Below are 15,452 nucleotides of genomic sequence, written 5' to 3'. Positions count from 1 at the left end.
CCGGGACGCGAAGAGGCCCCCGGCAGGTGCCGGGGGCCTCTTCGTGCGGTTGGTGCTTAGCGGTACGACCCGAAGTCGAAGTCGTCCAGCGGCACTGCCTGCCCGCTGGCCGGCCCGAAGCCGTAGTCGGTCTCCGGGTAACCGGTCATCGAGTAGACCTTGGCCTTGGCCTCCTCGGTCGGCTCGACCCGGACGTTGCGGTACTTGCTGATGCCGGTACCGGCCGGGATGAGCTTACCGATGATCACGTTCTCCTTGAGGCCGACCAGCGAGTCGCTGCGCGAGTTGATCGCAGCGTCGGTCAGCACCCGGGTGGTCTCCTGGAAGGAGGCCGCCGAGAGCCAGGAGTCCGTGGCCAGCGAGGCCTTGGTGATACCCATCAGCACCGGGCGACCGGCGGCGGGCTCGCCACCCTCGCCGACGAGCCGGCGGTTCTCCGACTCGAACAGCGCCCGGTCGACCAGCACACCCGGCAGGAACTCGGTCGAGCCGGAGTCGATGACCGTCACCCGCTTGAGCATCTGGCGGATGATGATCTCGATGTGCTTGTCGTGGATGAGCACACCCTGCGAGCGGTAGACCTCTTGGACCTCCTGGGTCAGGTGGACCTGGACCGCACGCGGGCCGAGGATGCGCAGCAGCTCGTGCGGGTCGATGGTGCCCTCGGTGAGCTTCTCGCCGACCTCGACGTGACCGCCGTCCTGGGTCCGCAGCTTGACCCGCTTGGAGATCTTGTCGTAGACGATCTCGTCGCTGCCGTCGTCCGGCACCACGATGATCTTCCGCGAGCGCTCGCCGTCCTCGATCCGGATCCGGCCGGGGGTGTCGGCGATGGGCGCCTTACCCTTCGGGACCCGGGCCTCGAAGATTTCCTGGACACGCGGCAGACCCTGGGTGATGTCCTCACCCGCGACACCACCGGTGTGGAAGGTACGCATCGTCAGCTGCGTACCCGGCTCACCGATGGACTGGGCCGCGATGATGCCGACCGCCTCGCCGATGTCGACCGACTTGCCGGTCGGCAGCGACCGGCCGTAGCAGGCCGCGCAGACACCCAGCTTGGACTCGCAGGTGAGCACGCTGCGTACGCGGACCGTCTCCACCCCGGCGGCGACGATCTTGTCGACCCCGATGGAGTTGATGTCCTGACCCCGCTCGGCGACGACGGTGCCGTCCGGCCCCTTGATGTCGTCGGCCAGGGTCCGGGCGTGCACGCTGGTCTCGGCGTGGGTGTGGACCACCAGCTTGCCGTTGAGCCGCTCGCCGATCTGCATCGGGATGGCCCGGTCGGTGCCGCAGTCCTCCTCGCGGATGATGACGTCCTGCGACACGTCCACCAGACGACGGGTCAGGTAACCCGAGTCGGCGGTACGCAGGGCGGTGTCCGCGAGACCCTTACGGGCACCGTGCGTGGAGATGAAGTACTCCAGCACGGACAGACCCTCCCGGTAGCTGGCCTTGATCGGCCGCGGGATGATCTCACCCTTCGGGTTTGCCACCAGACCACGGATCGCCGCGATCTGCCGGAGCTGGAGCAGGTTACCGCGAGCACCCGAGTTGATCATCTTCCACAGTGGGTTCTCCTGCGGCAGCGCGGTGTCCATCTCCTTGGCGACCTCGTTGGTCGCCTTGGTCCAGATCTCGATGAGTTCGCCGCGACGCTCCTCGGCGGTCATCAGACCACGCTGGTACTGCTTGTCGATCCGGTCGGCTTCCTTCTCGTACTTCTCGAGAATCTCCGCCTTGCGCGGAGGCGCGATGACGTCCTCCATGCCGATGGTGACGCCGGACCAGGTGGCCCAGTGGAACCCGGCCTCCTTGAGGCCGTCCAGGGTGGCGGCGAGCGCCACCTTCGGGAAGCGCTCGGCGAGGTCGTTGACGATCGCGGAGAGCTGGCCCTTGCGGATCTCGTAGTTCACGAAGCGGTAGCCCTGCGGCAGCGTCTCGTTGAACAGCACCCGACCCAGGGTGGTCTCCACGGTCAGGGTCTCGCCCTCGACCCAGCCCTCCGGCGCGGTCCACTGCTCGGCACCGGCGCCGTTGTCGACCCCGATCACGCCGCGCAGCCGGATCTTCACCGGCGCCTGCAGGTGCAGCTCACCGTTGTCGAAGGCCATCCGCGCCTCGGCGTCCGAGCTGAACGCCCGGCCCTCGCCCTTCTCACCGGGGGTGAGGTGGGTGAGGTGGTAGAGACCGATGACCATGTCCTGGGTAGGCATGGTGACCGGCTTGCCGTCGGCCGGCTTGAGGATGTTGTTCGACGACAGCATCAGGATCCGTGCCTCGGCCTGGGCCTCAGCGGACAGCGGCACGTGCACCGCCATCTGGTCACCGTCGAAGTCGGCGTTGAACGCGGTGCAGACCAGCGGGTGGATCTGGATCGCCTTGCCCTCGACCAGCTGCGGCTCGAAGGCCTGGATGCCCAGGCGGTGCAGGGTCGGCGCGCGGTTGAGCAGCACCGGGTGCTCGCCGATGACCTCTTCCAGCACGTCCCACACGACCGGGCGCTGCCGCTCGACCATCCGCTTGGCGGACTTGATGTTCTGCGCGTGGTTGAGGTCGACCAGCCGCTTCATCACGAACGGCTTGAACAGCTCCAGCGCCATCTGCTTGGGCAGACCGCACTGGTGCAGCTTGAGCTTCGGGCCGACCACGATGACCGAACGGCCGGAGTAGTCGACGCGCTTGCCGAGCAGGTTCTGGCGGAACCGGCCCTGCTTGCCCTTGAGCATGTCGGACAGCGACTTGAGCGGACGGTTACCCGGACCGGTGACCGGCCGGCCGCGACGGCCGTTGTCGAACAGCGCGTCGACGGCCTCCTGGAGCATCCGCTTCTCGTTGTTGACGATGATCTCGGGCGCGCCGAGGTCGATCAGCCGCTTGAGGCGGTTGTTCCGGTTGATCACGCGGCGGTACAGGTCGTTCAGGTCCGAGGTGGCGAAGCGGCCACCGTCGAGCTGCACCATCGGGCGCAGGTCCGGCGGGATGACCGGGACGCAGTCCAGCACCATGCCGAGCGGCGAGTTGCGGGTGTTCAGGAACGCCGCCACGACCTTGAGCCGCTTGAGCGCCCGGATCTTCCGCTGACCCTTGCCGGACCGGATGGTCTCCCGCAGGCTCTCGGCCTCGGCGTCGAGGTCCATGTTCTGGACCAGCGCCTTGATCGCCTCGGCGCCCATCGAACCGGTGAAGTACTCGCCGAACCGGTCGCGCAGCTCGCGGTAGAGCAGCTCGTCGGTGACCAGCTGCTTCGGCTCCAGCTTGCGGAAGGTGTCCAGCACCTCGTCCAGGCGGTCGATCTCGCGCTGGGCCCGGTCGCGGATCTGGCGCATCTCGCGCTCTCCGCCCTCCTTGACCTTGCGCCGGACGTCCGCCTTGGCACCCTCGGCCTCCAGCTCGGCCAGATCGGCCTCGAGCTTGGCGGCCCGCTTCTCGATCTCCGAGTCGCGGCTGTTCTCGGACTGCCGCTTCTCGGCCAGGATCTCGTTCTCGATCGTCGAGAGGTCGCGGTGACGCGACTCCGCGTCCACGCTCGTCACGACGTACGAGGCGAAGTAGATGATCTTTTCGAGGTCCTTGGGGGCGAGGTCCAGCAGGTAGCCCAGCCGGCTCGGCACGCCCTTGAAGTACCAGATGTGGGTCACCGGAGCGGCCAGCTCGATGTGACCCATGCGCTCACGACGGACCTTGGAGCGGGTCACCTCGACGCCGCAGCGCTCGCAGATGATGCCCTTGAACCGGACGCGCTTGTACTTACCGCAGTAGCACTCCCAGTCCCGCTGCGGACCGAAGATCTTCTCGCAGAAGAGTCCGTCCTTCTCCGGCTTCAGGGTGCGGTAGTTGATCGTCTCAGGCTTCTTGACCTCGCCGTGCGACCACTGACGGATGTCGTCGGCGGTGGCGAGACCAATGCGCAGCTCGTCGAAGAAGTTGACGTCGAGCACTCTGTCCCCTATGTCGTCGTCTGTACTGCTAATTCTCGGGTGAGGTCGGGGGCCGGCACGCCGGCCCCCGACCGCTCACCTCAGACCTCTTCGACCGAGCTCGGCTCGCGCCGGGACAGGTCGATGCCCAGCTCCTCGGCGGCCCGGAACACCTCGTCGTCGGTCTCGCGCATTTCCAGGGCCACACCGTCGCTGGACAGCACCTCAACGTTGAGGCACAGCGACTGCAGCTCCTTGAGCAGCACCTTGAACGACTCCGGGATGCCCGGCTCCGGGATGTTCTCGCCCTTGACGATGGCCTCGTAGACCTTCACCCGGCCAAGAACGTCGTCGGACTTGATCGTGAGCAGCTCCTGCAGGGCGTAGGCAGCGCCGTACGCCTGCATCGCCCAGCACTCCATCTCACCGAAGCGCTGACCACCGAACTGCGCCTTACCACCCAGCGGCTGCTGCGTGATCATCGAGTACGGACCGGTCGAACGAGCGTGGATCTTGTCGTCGACCAGGTGGTTGAGCTTCAGGATGTAGACGTAGCCGACCGCGATCGGGTCCGGCAGCGGCTCGCCGGAACGACCGTCGAACAGCTGCGCCTTGCCGGTGCGCCCGATCAGCTGCTTGCCGTCCCGGTTGGGCAGGGTCGACTCGAGCAGACCGGAGATCTCCTCCTCGCGGGCACCGTCGAAGACCGGGGTGGCCACGTTCGTGTCCCCCTCGGACTCGTGCGCGTCGATCGAGCGCAGCTGACGCTTCCAGTCGGCGTCGTCACCCTCGACCTTCCAACCGGTCTTGGCGACCCAACCGAGGTGGGTCTCCAGAACCTGGCCGATGTTCATCCGGCTCGGCACACCGAGCGGGTTGAGCACGATGTCGACCGGGGTGCCGTCCTCCAGGAACGGCATGTCCTCGATCGGCAGGATCTTCGAGATGACGCCCTTGTTGCCGTGCCGGCCGGCGAGCTTGTCACCGTCCTGGATCTTGCGCTTCTGGGCGACGTAGACCCGGACCAGCTCGTTGACGCCCGGCGGCAGCTCGTCGCCGTCCTCGCGGGAGAAGGTACGCACACCGATGACCGTGCCGGTCTCGCCGTGCGGCACCTTCAGCGAGGTGTCCCGGACCTCACGCGCCTTCTCACCGAAGATCGCGCGGAGCAGCCGCTCCTCCGGGGTCAGCTCGGTCTCGCCCTTGGGCGTGACCTTACCGACCAGGATGTCGCCGGGGACGACCTCGGCGCCGATCCGGATGATGCCGCGCTCGTCGAGGTCAGCGAGCATTTCCTCGCTGACGTTCGGGATGTCGCGGGTGATCTCCTCCGGGCCGAGCTTGGTGTCCCGGGCGTCGACCTCGTGCTCCTCGATGTGGATCGAGGTGAGCACGTCCTGCTGCACGAGGCGCTGCGACAGGATGATCGCGTCCTCGTAGTTGTGGCCTTCCCAGCACATGAACGCCACCAACAGGTTGCGTCCGAGCGCCATCTCGCCCTCGTCGGTGCACGGACCGTCGGCGATGACCTGACCGGCCTCGACGCGGTCGCCCTCGAAGACGACCGGCTTCTGGTTGACGCAGGAGCCGGCGTTGGAGCGGCGGAACTTGTGCAGCAGGTACGTCCGGCGGTGGCCGTCGTCCTGGTGGATCGTGACGTAGTCGGCGCAGAGATCCTCGATCACACCGCCGACCTCGGCGACAACCACGTCGCCAGCGTCGACGGCGGCCCGGTACTCCATGCCCGTGCCCACCAGCGGCGCCTCGGCCTTGACCAGCGGCACCGCCTGGCGCTGCATGTTCGCGCCCATCAGTGCCCGGTTGGCGTCGTCGTGCTCGAGGAACGGGATCATGGCGGTCGCGACCGAGGTCATCTGCCGGGGCGAGACGTCCATGTAGTCGACGGCACCGGGGACGACGTCCTCGGTCTCGCCGCCCTTACGGCGACACAGCACCCGGTCCTCAGCGAACGTGCCGTCCGCCTTCAGCCGCGCGTTGGCCTGCGCCTTGACGAACCGGTCCTCCTCGTCCGCGGTCAGGTAGTCGATCTGGTCGGTGACCCGACCCTCGACGACCTTCCGGTACGGCGTCTCGATGAAGCCGAACGGGTTGACCCGGGCGAAGGTGGACAGCGCGCCGATCAGGCCGATGTTCGGGCCTTCCGGCGTCTCGATCGGGCACATCCGGCCGTAGTGGGACGGGTGCACGTCGCGGACCTCGAAGCCGGCCCGCTCACGGGACAGACCACCCGGGCCGAGCGCGCTCAGCCGGCGCCGGTGGGTCAAGCCCGCCAGCGGGTTGGTCTGGTCCATGAACTGGGACAGCTGCGACGTCCCGAAGAACTCCTTGATCGCCGCCACCACCGGGCGGATGTTGATCAGGGTCTGCGGGGTGATCGCCTCGACGTCCTGCGTGGTCATCCGCTCGCGGACGACCCGCTCCATCCGGGACAGGCCGACCCGAACCTGGTTCTGGATCAGCTCACCCACGGTGCGCAGGCGACGGTTACCGAAGTGGTCGATGTCGTCGGCCTCGTAGCCGTCCTCACCGGCGTGCAGCCGGCACAGGTATTCCACGGTGGCGACGATGTCGTCCTCGGTCAGCGTGCCGGTGGTGATCGGCACGTCGACTTCGAGCTTCTTGTTGAACTTGTAACGACCGACCTTGGCGACGTCGTACCGCTTCGGGTTGAAGAAGAGGTTGTCGAGCAGGGTCTGGGCGTTCTCGCGCGTCGGCGGCTCGCCAGGGCGCAGCTTGCGGTAGATGTCGAGCAGGGCCTCGTCCTGGCCGGCGATGTGGTCCTTCTCGAGCGTGGTCATCATCAGCTCGGACCAGCCGAACCGCTCACGGATCCGCTCGGCCGACCATCCGACGGCCTTGAGCAGGACCGTGACGGCCTGCCGACGCTTGCGGTCGATGCGTACGCCGACCGTGTCGCGCTTGTCGATGTCAAACTCCAGCCAGGCACCCCGACTCGGGATGACCTTGACGCTGGAGAGGTCGCGGTCGGAGGTCTTGTCCGGCTGCTTGTCGAAGTACACGCCCGGGGACCGGACGAGCTGGCTGACCACGACGCGCTCAGTGCCGTTGATGACGAAGGTGCCCTTGGGCGTCATCATCGGGAAGTCACCCATGAACACCGTCTGGCTCTTGATCTCGCCAGTGGTGTTGTTGGTGAACTCCGCGGTCACGAACAGCGGAGCGCAGTAGGTCAGGTCCTTCTCCTTGCACTCCTCGATCGAGGCCTTGACCTCGTCGAAGCGCGGCGCCGAGAAGGAGAGCGACATGGTGCCGGAGAAGTCCTCAATGGGACTGATCTCTTCGAGGATCTCCGCGAGACCCGAGCGTGCGTGCGGGTCGTCCGCCGACCGGCCCTGCCAAGCCTCGTTGCCGACGAGCCAGTCGAAGGACTCGTTCTGAATGGCGAGGAGGTTGGGGACCTCGAGGTGTTCGGTGATCCTGCCGAATGAAACTCGGCGGGGCGCGAAAGCGCTCGACGTACGACTGGTCTTCGCAGGGCGGGAAGCTGCCAAGATGCGTCCTTCCGAGGACCGGTGCTGCAGAACGGCTGGTACGCGTGCACTCCAATGACCCCACCAGAAATATCCGTAAACGGACATTTCCGAGCAGGGGTCAAGTCGGAAGGCAGCGCAAACTAGCAGTGTAGCCGAGAGGCTAACCGCTGTCCAGCCCACCCCGCAGGTCGTTTGCGGAACGCACCTCGGCCCCCCGAAAACCGGGGTCTGCCGGGCCGCTCGGAACGCAACGTTCCCGCTGGGCCGCTCGGGTTGCTGCGGCTCATGGTGCCGCCGCTGTCATACCCACGTCGTGGCCGTCGCAAGCGCGGTGTCTTGCTGGTGTCAGCGTGCCTGGCAGCCCGGGGCCGCGTCAAGGGCCGGTATCCGGGTCGTACCGTCTTTCCCTCCGCCGGGCGACCCGACCTACCCGCACCGGTCCTCGATCGCCGGCGCCGACACCCAGCTCAGAGGCCTTGTCGACCGGATCCGCCGAACACGACGGGCGGTGATCCGTGTCGGATCACCGCCCGTCGCAACGCGGTGGTGTCCCGGCTCACCGAGCCGGGCAACGCGCAGGTGGAACGTCAGGTCACTTGAGGGTGACCTTGGCGCCCTCGCCCTCGAGCTTGGCCTTCGCCTTGTCGGCGGTCTCCTTGTTGACCTTCTCCAGGATGGCCTTCGGCGCGGACTCGACCGCGTCCTTGGCCTCCTTGAGGCCCAGGCCGGTCAGCTCACGCACGACCTTGATGACCTGGATCTTCTTGCCGCCGTCAGCCTCGAGGATGACGTCGAACTCGTCCTTCTCCTCCTCGACCGGGGCAGCAGCGGCACCGCCACCGCCGGCAGCGGCAACGGCGACCGGAGCGGCCGCGGTGACCTCGAAGGTCGTCTCGAACTGCTTCACGAACTCGGAGAGCTCGATCAGCGTCATCTCCTTGAACGCGTCGAGGAGCTCGTCGGTGCTGAGCTTCGCCATGTCTGGCGTCCTTTCCTGAAACTGTTAAGTAAGAACTGGTGCGCCGCGACGGCCTCAGGCCGCCTCGGCGCCCTCCTTCTCGCGCTTGTCCTGCAGGGCAGCCGCCAGGCGGGCGGTCTTCGACAGCGGGGCCTGGAACAGGGCCGCGGCCTTGCTCAGGTTGCCCTTCATCGCGCCGGCCAGCTTGGCCAGCAGCACCTCGCGGGACTCCAGGTCGGCGAGCTTCGTGACCTCGGCCGCGGAAATGGCCTTGCCCTCGAAGACGCCGCCCTTGATGACGAGCTTCGGGTTGGCCTTCGCGAAGTCGCGAAGCCCCTTCGCCGCCTCGACGACGTCGCCCGAAACGAAAGTCAGCGCGGTAGGACCGGTGAACAACTCGTCGAGCCCAGTGATGCCCGCGTCCGTCGCAGCACGCTTGGCCAGCGTGTTCTTCGTGACCGTGTAGCTGGTCTCGGCGCCGAGCGTGCGCCGCAGCTGGGTGAGCTGGGAAACCGTCAGACCGCGGTACTCGGTCAGCACGGTAGCGCCCGCACTGCGGAAGCTCTCGGTCAGCTCAGCGACGGCCGTGGCCTTGTCGGCCCGGATCGGCTTGTCCGCCATGTCCCTCCTCTCTCGTTACTCGAGGCTGGTCCCCGTCGCGGCCGGAGCCGAACGGGGGCGGAGGCAGCACGACAACGAAAAAGCCCCGGCGCAGGGCGCACGGGGCGAGGGCCGGCGGATCGTCACGGTCGGCGGACCATGCTCACTGCCGAGTTACGCTTGCCGCCCTGCGCGGGTCGCCCGTCGTCGCGGGACCTTCGACCGTGCCGAAGCACGGTGACCAGCGGTCTTTGGGTGGTTCCTCATCCATGAGAACACGGATGACGGTTGAAGACTACGCGACCGTGTGACCAGCGCCAAATCACCCCGGTGTGGGCCGGGCCACCCTCGGCACCGCACCGACCCCGTCGCCTCAGCTCCGCGCCCACCGCCGCCACAGGTAGCCGCCGACCGCCGCGGCGCTCCAGGCCAGTGCCCACGCGGTGAGCCCGAGCACCGTGAGCGCGGCGGCGTCGCCGGCCGTGGTCCGGGCGGTGGCCATGATCGGCGGTGCCAGCCAGGGCGCCACCGAACCGGCCAGGCCGAGCACCACCGCTCCGACGCCGCCGAGGGCGAGCACCGCGACGCCGTACCCCGCGCCGCCCACCGACGCCCGGCTGGCCAGCGCGCCGAGCGCCACCGACGCGGGTACGGCCAGCAGATGCGCCCACACCCCCAGCGCGACACCGACCGGTACCGACCGGTCCCCCGGGTCGACCGGGCCGGTGACCCCGCCGACCAGCCACGGGAAGACCAGCGCGACCGCCACCGTGACCAGTGCCGCCACGCCAGCCGCGAGCAGCCCGGCCAGCCGCTCCCGGGCCGCCCCGACCGACACCTGTGCCAGCCGTCGCTGAACGTCCGGCTCGACGTCCAGCAGGATCTTGGTCTGCCAGGCGAGCACCGGGAAGAGCACCACCGCGGAGACCCCGTACGCCTCGGCGGGCTGGGCGCGACCGCCGCCGTACAGGATGCCGAGCGCGACCAGACCGGCGAGCAGCGGTGCGATCGCCCGGCCGGTCCGCAGGAAGCCGGCGAGGCGCAGCCGGATCAGGGCGCTCATCGGGCCTCCCCCACGGCCGGCACGCCACCGTCCACGGCCGCGGGATCCGGTGCGGGCGGTCGGGCCGGCTCTGCCTCGGGGCGTACCCGAAGCACCTGATGGCCCTCGGCGCGCAACCGGGCGACCGCGCCGGCGACCCGCGCGGCCGGCACCGCGACCTCGACCACCGCCATCGCCTCGTCTCCCGACGACGTCTCCTCGGTCACCGTGCCGTCGGCAACCGTCCAGCGGCGGGCACCCGGCAACCGGACCGTCTCCCCACGATGATCACTGACCAGGACCGCGCCTCCGGTCGCCAGCACCTCGTCGATCAGCTCCGGGACCAGGTCGCGGGTGGCCGCGTCCAGGCCCTCCCACGGCTCGTCGAGCACCAGCAGGCCCGGCGGGCGCAGCATCGCCTGGGCGAGACCGACCTTCTGTGCGGTGCCCTTCGACAGCTCCGGCAACCGGACCCCACGGAACGCGGCCAGCCCGAGCCGGTCGGTCCAGGCGGTCACCGTCTCGTCGGCGGCCGAGCGTGCGAGCCCGGCGACCCGGGCCATCCCGGTCAGGTAGCGAGCCACGGTGAAGGGCTGGTCGGCCGGGAAGCGCTCCGGCACCCAACCCACCCGCGCCGGGCGGTCGATGACCCGGCCCCGGCCCGGCCGGAGAACCCCGGCGGCCACCTGGAGCAGCGTCGACTTGCCCACCCCGTTGCGACCGAGCACGACGGCCACCTCACCCGGGCCGATCCGGACGTCCACGTCACGCAACACCCACGAACCCCGCCGGTGATAGCGCAACCACACGTTCTCCAGCCGCATGCGGTCGAGCCTGCCACACCCGAGACGCGTCGGGGCGCCGCCACAATGTGGCGGCGCCCCGGACGGAGTGGAGTGTGGCTCAGGCCTCGGCCGAGCCCTCCTTGAGGTTCTTCACCAGGTTCGGGTCGACCGGGACACCCGGGCCCATCGTGGTGGTCAGGACGACCTTCCGGAGGTACTTGCCCTTGGCCGCGGACGGCTTGGCACGCAGCACCTCGTCAAGCACCGCGGCGTAGTTGTCCACCAGCTGGTCCTCGGTGAACGAGGCCTTGCCGATGATCAGGTGCAGGTTGGAGTGCTTGTCCACCCGGAAGGTGATCTTGCCGCCCTTGATGTCCTGCACCGCCTTGGTGACGTCCATGGTCACCGTGCCGGTCTTCGGGTTCGGCATGAGACCGCGCGGGCCCAGGATCCGCGCGATCCGGCCGATCTTGGCCATCTGGTCCGGCGTGGCGATCGCCGCGTCGAAGTCGAGCCAACCACCCTGGATCCGGGCGACGAGCTCGTCGGTGCCCACCTCGTCCGCACCCGCCGCGGCGGCCTCGTCGGCCTTCGCGCCGGCGGCGAAGACGATCACGCGGGCGGTCTTACCGGTGCCGTGCGGCAGGTTGACCACGCCGCGGACCATCTGGTCCGCCTTGCGGGGGTCGACGCCGAGGCGCATGGCGACCTCGACCGTGGCGTCGAACTTGACGTTGGTGGTCTCCTTGGCCAGCTTCACGGCCTCGGTGGGGGTGTAGAGCTTGGACCGGTCGATGACATCGGCGGCCTTGCGGTAGCTCTTGCTGCGCTGCATTGCTGATTACTCCTGTGGTCTCTGGCGGGCCGCTCGGCGCGTGCCCTCCCACGATCGGGTGTTCGGCCGGGGCCGAGGTCAGTCGTTGACGGTGATGCCCATCGACCGGGCGGTGCCGGCGATGATCTTCTCGGCCTGGGCCAGGTCGTTGGCGTTGAGGTCGGCCATCTTCTTCTCGGCGATCTCACGCAGCTGGGCGCGGCTGACCGAGCCGACCTTCTCGCTCTGCGGAACGCCCGAGCCCTTCTGCACACCGGCGGCCTTGATCAGCAGCCGGGCGGCGGGCGGGGTCTTCAGCACGAAGGTGAAGGACCGGTCCTCGTACACGCTGATCTCGGCGGGGACGATGTCGCCCCGCTGGGACTCGGTCTGCGCGTTGTAGGACTTGCAGAACTCCATGATGTTCACGCCGTGCTGGCCGAGCGCGGGGCCGACCGGCGGCGCCGGCGTGGCCTGGCCCGCCGGCAGCTGAAGCGTGAACGTCTTGACGAGCTTCTTCTTCGGAGGCATGTCACTTCCTGGGGCTTGGAGCTGGGAAAAATGCGGCCGACGCCGCTCTCGAGGCGCGCACGGTCAGCGCGGTGCGACAGCGGCGACGTTCAAGAGTAGCGCAGGCCGCACCCCGCTCGTCCGCCGAGGTCGAGCGGGAGGGCGTACGCCGACGTGGTGGGGGGGGGGGGGGGGGGGGGGGGGGGGCGGGCGGGCCCCCCCCCCCGACGACCGGTCAGATCTTGGCGACCTGGTTGAAGTTGAGCTCCACCGGCGTCTCTCGACCGAAGATCGACACCAGCACCTTGAGCTTCTGCTGGTCGGCGTTGATCTCGCTGATCGTGGCCGGCAGCGACGCGAAGGCGCCGTCGGTGACGGTGACCGAGTCGCCCACCTCGAAGTCGAGGACCTTGATCTCGGGCTTGGCCTTCTTCTGCTCGGTCTCGACGGCCGGCGCCAGCCACTTCAGCACCTCGTCGAGGGAGAGCGGCGCGGGCCGGTCGGCCCGGTCGGTCGCGCCGACGAAGCCGGTCACGCCCGGGGTGTTGCGCACGCAGGAGTACGACTCGGCGGTCAGCTCCATCCGGACCAGGATGTAGCCCGGGAAGACCTTGGCCTGGATCTGGGACCGCTTGCCGTTCTTGACCTCGACTTCTTCCCGGGTCGGCACCTCGACCTGGTAGATGAAGTCCTCCATGTCGAGGCTCGTGATCCGGGTCTCGAGGTTGGTCTTGACCTTGTTCTCATAGCCGGCGTACGAGTGCACCACGTACCAGTCACCCGGGGCGTAGCGCAGCTTCTGCCTCAGCTCGGCGACCGGGTCGTAGTCCTCGTCCGGCTCGGGCTCGGTGGTTGGGAACTCCGGCTCGCTGGCGGCCTCAACCGACTCGTCACCAGCCGCCGTCGCGACCGTGGACTGCTCGTCCACCGGTCCGGCGGTCTCGTCGTACTCAGGCACGCTCGCTCACTTCCGTCACTATCGGCTGGAGGCAGCCGGTCAGTCCGAGTTGCCGAAGACAAACAACACGACCTTGGCGAAGCCGTAGTCCAGGACGCCCACGATCGTCAGCATCACCGCGACGAACGTCACCACCACGGCGGTGTAAGTCAGCAACTCCTTGCGGGTCGGCCAGATGACCTTACGCAGTTCGGCAACGACCTCGCGGAAGAACCGGGCGATGCGGCCGAACACACCCACACGACCGGTCTCCGATCGGGTGGCCGGCCGGCTGTCCGCCGACTCCGCCCGCGTACGGGACCGCGTCGCGGTGCCGCCCCGGGAGACCGGCTCGTCCGCGTCGGAGGCGTCGTCGTCGGCCACGTCGCCGTCGGCCACGTCGTCGACGACCTCGTCATCCAGACGATCGTCGCCGTCGTCGTCGCGCCGCTTGTTGTCGGCCACTTCGCCCTCCGTCGCGGAATCTCGGGTCGCACGCCGGGCGGCGTGCGACGGCGCTGGTCACGCCGGCCGGACCAACCGTCCCGCGACGGGCCGCGGCCGGCGGATCGAGCGGAGGGCCCCGATCTCGGAACCCACCCTGCCGATGCCACCACCACGGGCCGGACGCCGCCTTGTCGGCGGCGCGACCCACGGGAACGGTCAGGCCTGAGGCGCAGGGGTGACAGGACTTGAACCTGCAGCCTGCGGTTTTGGAGACCGCTGCTCTGCCAATTGAGCTACACCCCTGTGCGGCAACACTCGCCCCACGCGGTCACAGACGACCGAGCAGGGGTCACTTGCCCCACGGCGGACCAGTGTACGGGTAGCCGCCCGACTTTCCCAACCGGTCTCCCCGCCACGCGTGGCGGGCCTGAATCAGCGGGTCGTACGGATGGTGGCCCGGGCCTGCGCGAGCACCTTCTCGCCCAGACAGGTGGCCGTCACGTCGAGCCGGGTGAGGCCGTCCTCGGTCACCTCGCGGACCACCGCGGTGACCTCGATCTCGGTCCCCTGGTCGTCGTCGGGGACCACCACCGGCCGGGTGAAACGGACACCGTATTCGACCACCGCGTCGGGCGAACCGGCCCACTCGGTGACGGCCCGACCGACCAGCGCCATGGTGAACATGCCGTGTGCGATAACCCCGGGCAGGCCCACCTTGGTGGCGAACCGGTCGCTCCAGTGGATCGGGTTGAAGTCACCCGAGGCACCGGCGTAGCGGACCAGGTCCGCCCGGGTCACCTGGAACGTCTTGGCTGGCAGCTCCATCTCAGGCCTCCCCACGTACGACGATCTTCGACCAGACGGCGACCACCGGGTCCCCGGCGACGGTGCTCACGTCGGTGCGGGTGGTCAGGAAGCCGTGCCCGCCCCGGGTGGTGACGTCCTCGATGGTGTTGACGCAGACCAGCTCGTCGCCGGCGACCACCGGCCGGGTGTACGCGAAACGCTGGTCGCCGTGCACCACGCGGCTGTAGTCGACGCCCAGCGCCGGGTCGTCGATGATCTGCTGGCTGGCGGCCATCGTGACGATCACCGGGAAGGTCGGCGGAGCCACCACGTCCGGGTGGCCCAACGCCTGAGCCGCCGCCGGGTCGTGGTGAGCGGGATCGGTGGCGCCGATGGCGGCGGCGAACTCACGGATCTTTTCTCGGCCCACCTGGTAGGGGGCGGTCGGCGGATAGGTCCGGCCGACGAAGGAAGGGTCCAGCGACATGCCGCGAACCTACACGGAAAGCACAATCGCCGACCTGCTCGGTCGGCGGCGGCAGGGCCGCGCCGTCCCGGGCAGATCGGCGATCGAAGAGCTTGCGACGCAGGGCCGGCAGAGCCGACCGCAGGTCAGCGGGTCTCGCGGTGGACCGTGTGCCGACCGTCACGCGGGCAGAACTTCTTCAGCTCGATGCGGTCGGGGTCGTTACGACGGTTCTTGCGCGTGATGTAGTTGCGCTCCTTGCACTCCACACACGCCAAAGTGATCTTCGGCCGGACATCGGTAGCCTTCGCCACGGCGGAGTGCCTTCCTCGCTAACGGAAACAACTACGACGCGCCAGCCTAGTCGCTGACAGCGCGGACATGCAAAGTGGGCGCCCAGGAGCGCCCATCCCCGCGACCACCGGGATCACGCCCGGAAGACGAGAGTAGCGGTGGCCGGAATTGAACCGGCGACACAGCGATTATGAGCCGCTTGCTCTGCCATCTGAGCTACACCGCCGCGGTGGGTCCGAGAACCCTCGAGCCCCCTTACGGAATCGAACCGTAGACCTTCTCCTTACCATGGAGACGCTCTGCCGACTGAGCTAAGGGGGCCTGCGCGATCTCCCCGTGGGGCGCGCAGAAGTAAGAGTACACGGCCCGACCCGG

Annotated in this window: 13 protein-coding genes and 3 tRNA genes; all 16 read right to left on the bottom strand. The window is 68.6% G+C overall.

Going from position 1 to position 15,452, the window contains the following annotated elements; translation table 11 throughout:
• Positions 1 to 56: 56 nt before the first annotated feature.
• The 16 genes from ACFQGL_RS01100 to ACFQGL_RS01025 all read right to left on the bottom strand — a co-directional run bounded on the left by ACFQGL_RS01100 (position 57) and on the right by ACFQGL_RS01025 (position 15,398).
• The gene (locus tag ACFQGL_RS01100; protein ID WP_377504055.1) at positions 57 to 3,944 is read right to left on the bottom strand and encodes a DNA-directed RNA polymerase subunit beta'; all 3,888 of its coding nucleotides are present in this window, start codon (positions 3,942 to 3,944) and stop codon (positions 57 to 59) included.
• Between the two features lie 80 nt (positions 3,945 to 4,024).
• On the bottom strand, positions 4,025 to 7,456 hold the full coding sequence (gene rpoB / locus ACFQGL_RS01095; protein WP_377504053.1) for a DNA-directed RNA polymerase subunit beta: 3,432 nt from the start codon (positions 7,454 to 7,456) through the stop codon (positions 4,025 to 4,027).
• A gap of 574 nt (positions 7,457 to 8,030) precedes the next feature.
• On the bottom strand, positions 8,031 to 8,417 hold the full coding sequence (gene rplL, locus ACFQGL_RS01090) for a 50S ribosomal protein L7/L12 (protein WP_377504051.1): 387 nt from the start codon (positions 8,415 to 8,417) through the stop codon (positions 8,031 to 8,033).
• A gap of 54 nt (positions 8,418 to 8,471) precedes the next feature.
• Entirely contained in the window at positions 8,472 to 9,017 is a 546-nt protein-coding gene (gene rplJ / locus ACFQGL_RS01085; RefSeq protein ID WP_377504049.1) for a 50S ribosomal protein L10, read from the bottom strand.
• Between the two features lie 352 nt (positions 9,018 to 9,369).
• The gene (locus tag ACFQGL_RS01080; RefSeq protein ID WP_377504047.1) at positions 9,370 to 10,059 is read right to left on the bottom strand and encodes a hypothetical protein; all 690 of its coding nucleotides are present in this window, start codon (positions 10,057 to 10,059) and stop codon (positions 9,370 to 9,372) included.
• Positions 10,056 to 10,862 (bottom strand): ABC transporter ATP-binding protein, encoded by an 807-nt coding sequence (locus tag ACFQGL_RS01075; RefSeq protein ID WP_377504045.1) that lies wholly within the window; start codon positions 10,860 to 10,862, stop codon positions 10,056 to 10,058. The genes ACFQGL_RS01080 and ACFQGL_RS01075 overlap by 4 nt, the downstream gene beginning before the upstream one ends.
• 79 nt (positions 10,863 to 10,941) lie before the next feature.
• On the bottom strand, positions 10,942 to 11,658 hold the full coding sequence (gene rplA, locus ACFQGL_RS01070) for a 50S ribosomal protein L1 (RefSeq protein WP_377504043.1): 717 nt from the start codon (positions 11,656 to 11,658) through the stop codon (positions 10,942 to 10,944).
• Positions 11,659 to 11,736: 78 nt separating this feature from the next.
• Positions 11,737 to 12,168: a 50S ribosomal protein L11 gene (gene rplK / locus ACFQGL_RS01065; protein ID WP_354964806.1), complete on the bottom strand. Its 432-nt coding sequence runs from the start codon at positions 12,166 to 12,168 to the stop codon at positions 11,737 to 11,739.
• Positions 12,169 to 12,382: 214 nt separating this feature from the next.
• Positions 12,383 to 13,105, bottom strand: a complete 723-nt coding sequence (nusG, locus tag ACFQGL_RS01060; protein WP_377504041.1) for a transcription termination/antitermination protein NusG — start codon at positions 13,103 to 13,105, stop codon at positions 12,383 to 12,385.
• A gap of 39 nt (positions 13,106 to 13,144) precedes the next feature.
• On the bottom strand, positions 13,145 to 13,549 hold the full coding sequence (secE, locus tag ACFQGL_RS01055) for a preprotein translocase subunit SecE (RefSeq protein ID WP_377504039.1): 405 nt from the start codon (positions 13,547 to 13,549) through the stop codon (positions 13,145 to 13,147).
• A gap of 212 nt (positions 13,550 to 13,761) precedes the next feature.
• Positions 13,762 to 13,834 (bottom strand) — tRNA-Trp (locus tag ACFQGL_RS01050).
• 129 nt (positions 13,835 to 13,963) lie between these two features.
• Complete coding sequence (locus ACFQGL_RS01045; RefSeq protein WP_377504037.1) at positions 13,964 to 14,356, bottom strand: MaoC family dehydratase; 393 nt, start codon at positions 14,354 to 14,356, stop codon at positions 13,964 to 13,966.
• A gap of 1 nt (position 14,357) precedes the next feature.
• Positions 14,358 to 14,804, bottom strand: coding sequence for an FAS1-like dehydratase domain-containing protein (locus ACFQGL_RS01040; protein WP_377504035.1), 447 nt, complete (start codon positions 14,802 to 14,804; stop codon positions 14,358 to 14,360).
• Positions 14,805 to 14,929: 125 nt separating this feature from the next.
• The gene (gene rpmG, locus ACFQGL_RS01035; protein ID WP_007073056.1) at positions 14,930 to 15,097 is read right to left on the bottom strand and encodes a 50S ribosomal protein L33; all 168 of its coding nucleotides are present in this window, start codon (positions 15,095 to 15,097) and stop codon (positions 14,930 to 14,932) included.
• A 133-nt stretch (positions 15,098 to 15,230) separates the two neighbouring features.
• Positions 15,231 to 15,303 (bottom strand) — tRNA-Met (locus ACFQGL_RS01030).
• 22 nt (positions 15,304 to 15,325) lie between these two features.
• Positions 15,326 to 15,398, bottom strand: a tRNA-Thr gene (locus ACFQGL_RS01025).
• Positions 15,399 to 15,452: the final 54 nt, after the last annotated feature.

The sequence above is a fragment of the Micromonospora vulcania genome, assembly GCF_042658605.1.
GTDB classification, from domain to species: Bacteria; Actinomycetota; Actinomycetes; order Mycobacteriales; family Micromonosporaceae; genus Micromonospora; species Micromonospora vulcania.
This window is presented reverse-complemented; position numbering and strand designations above follow the sequence as displayed.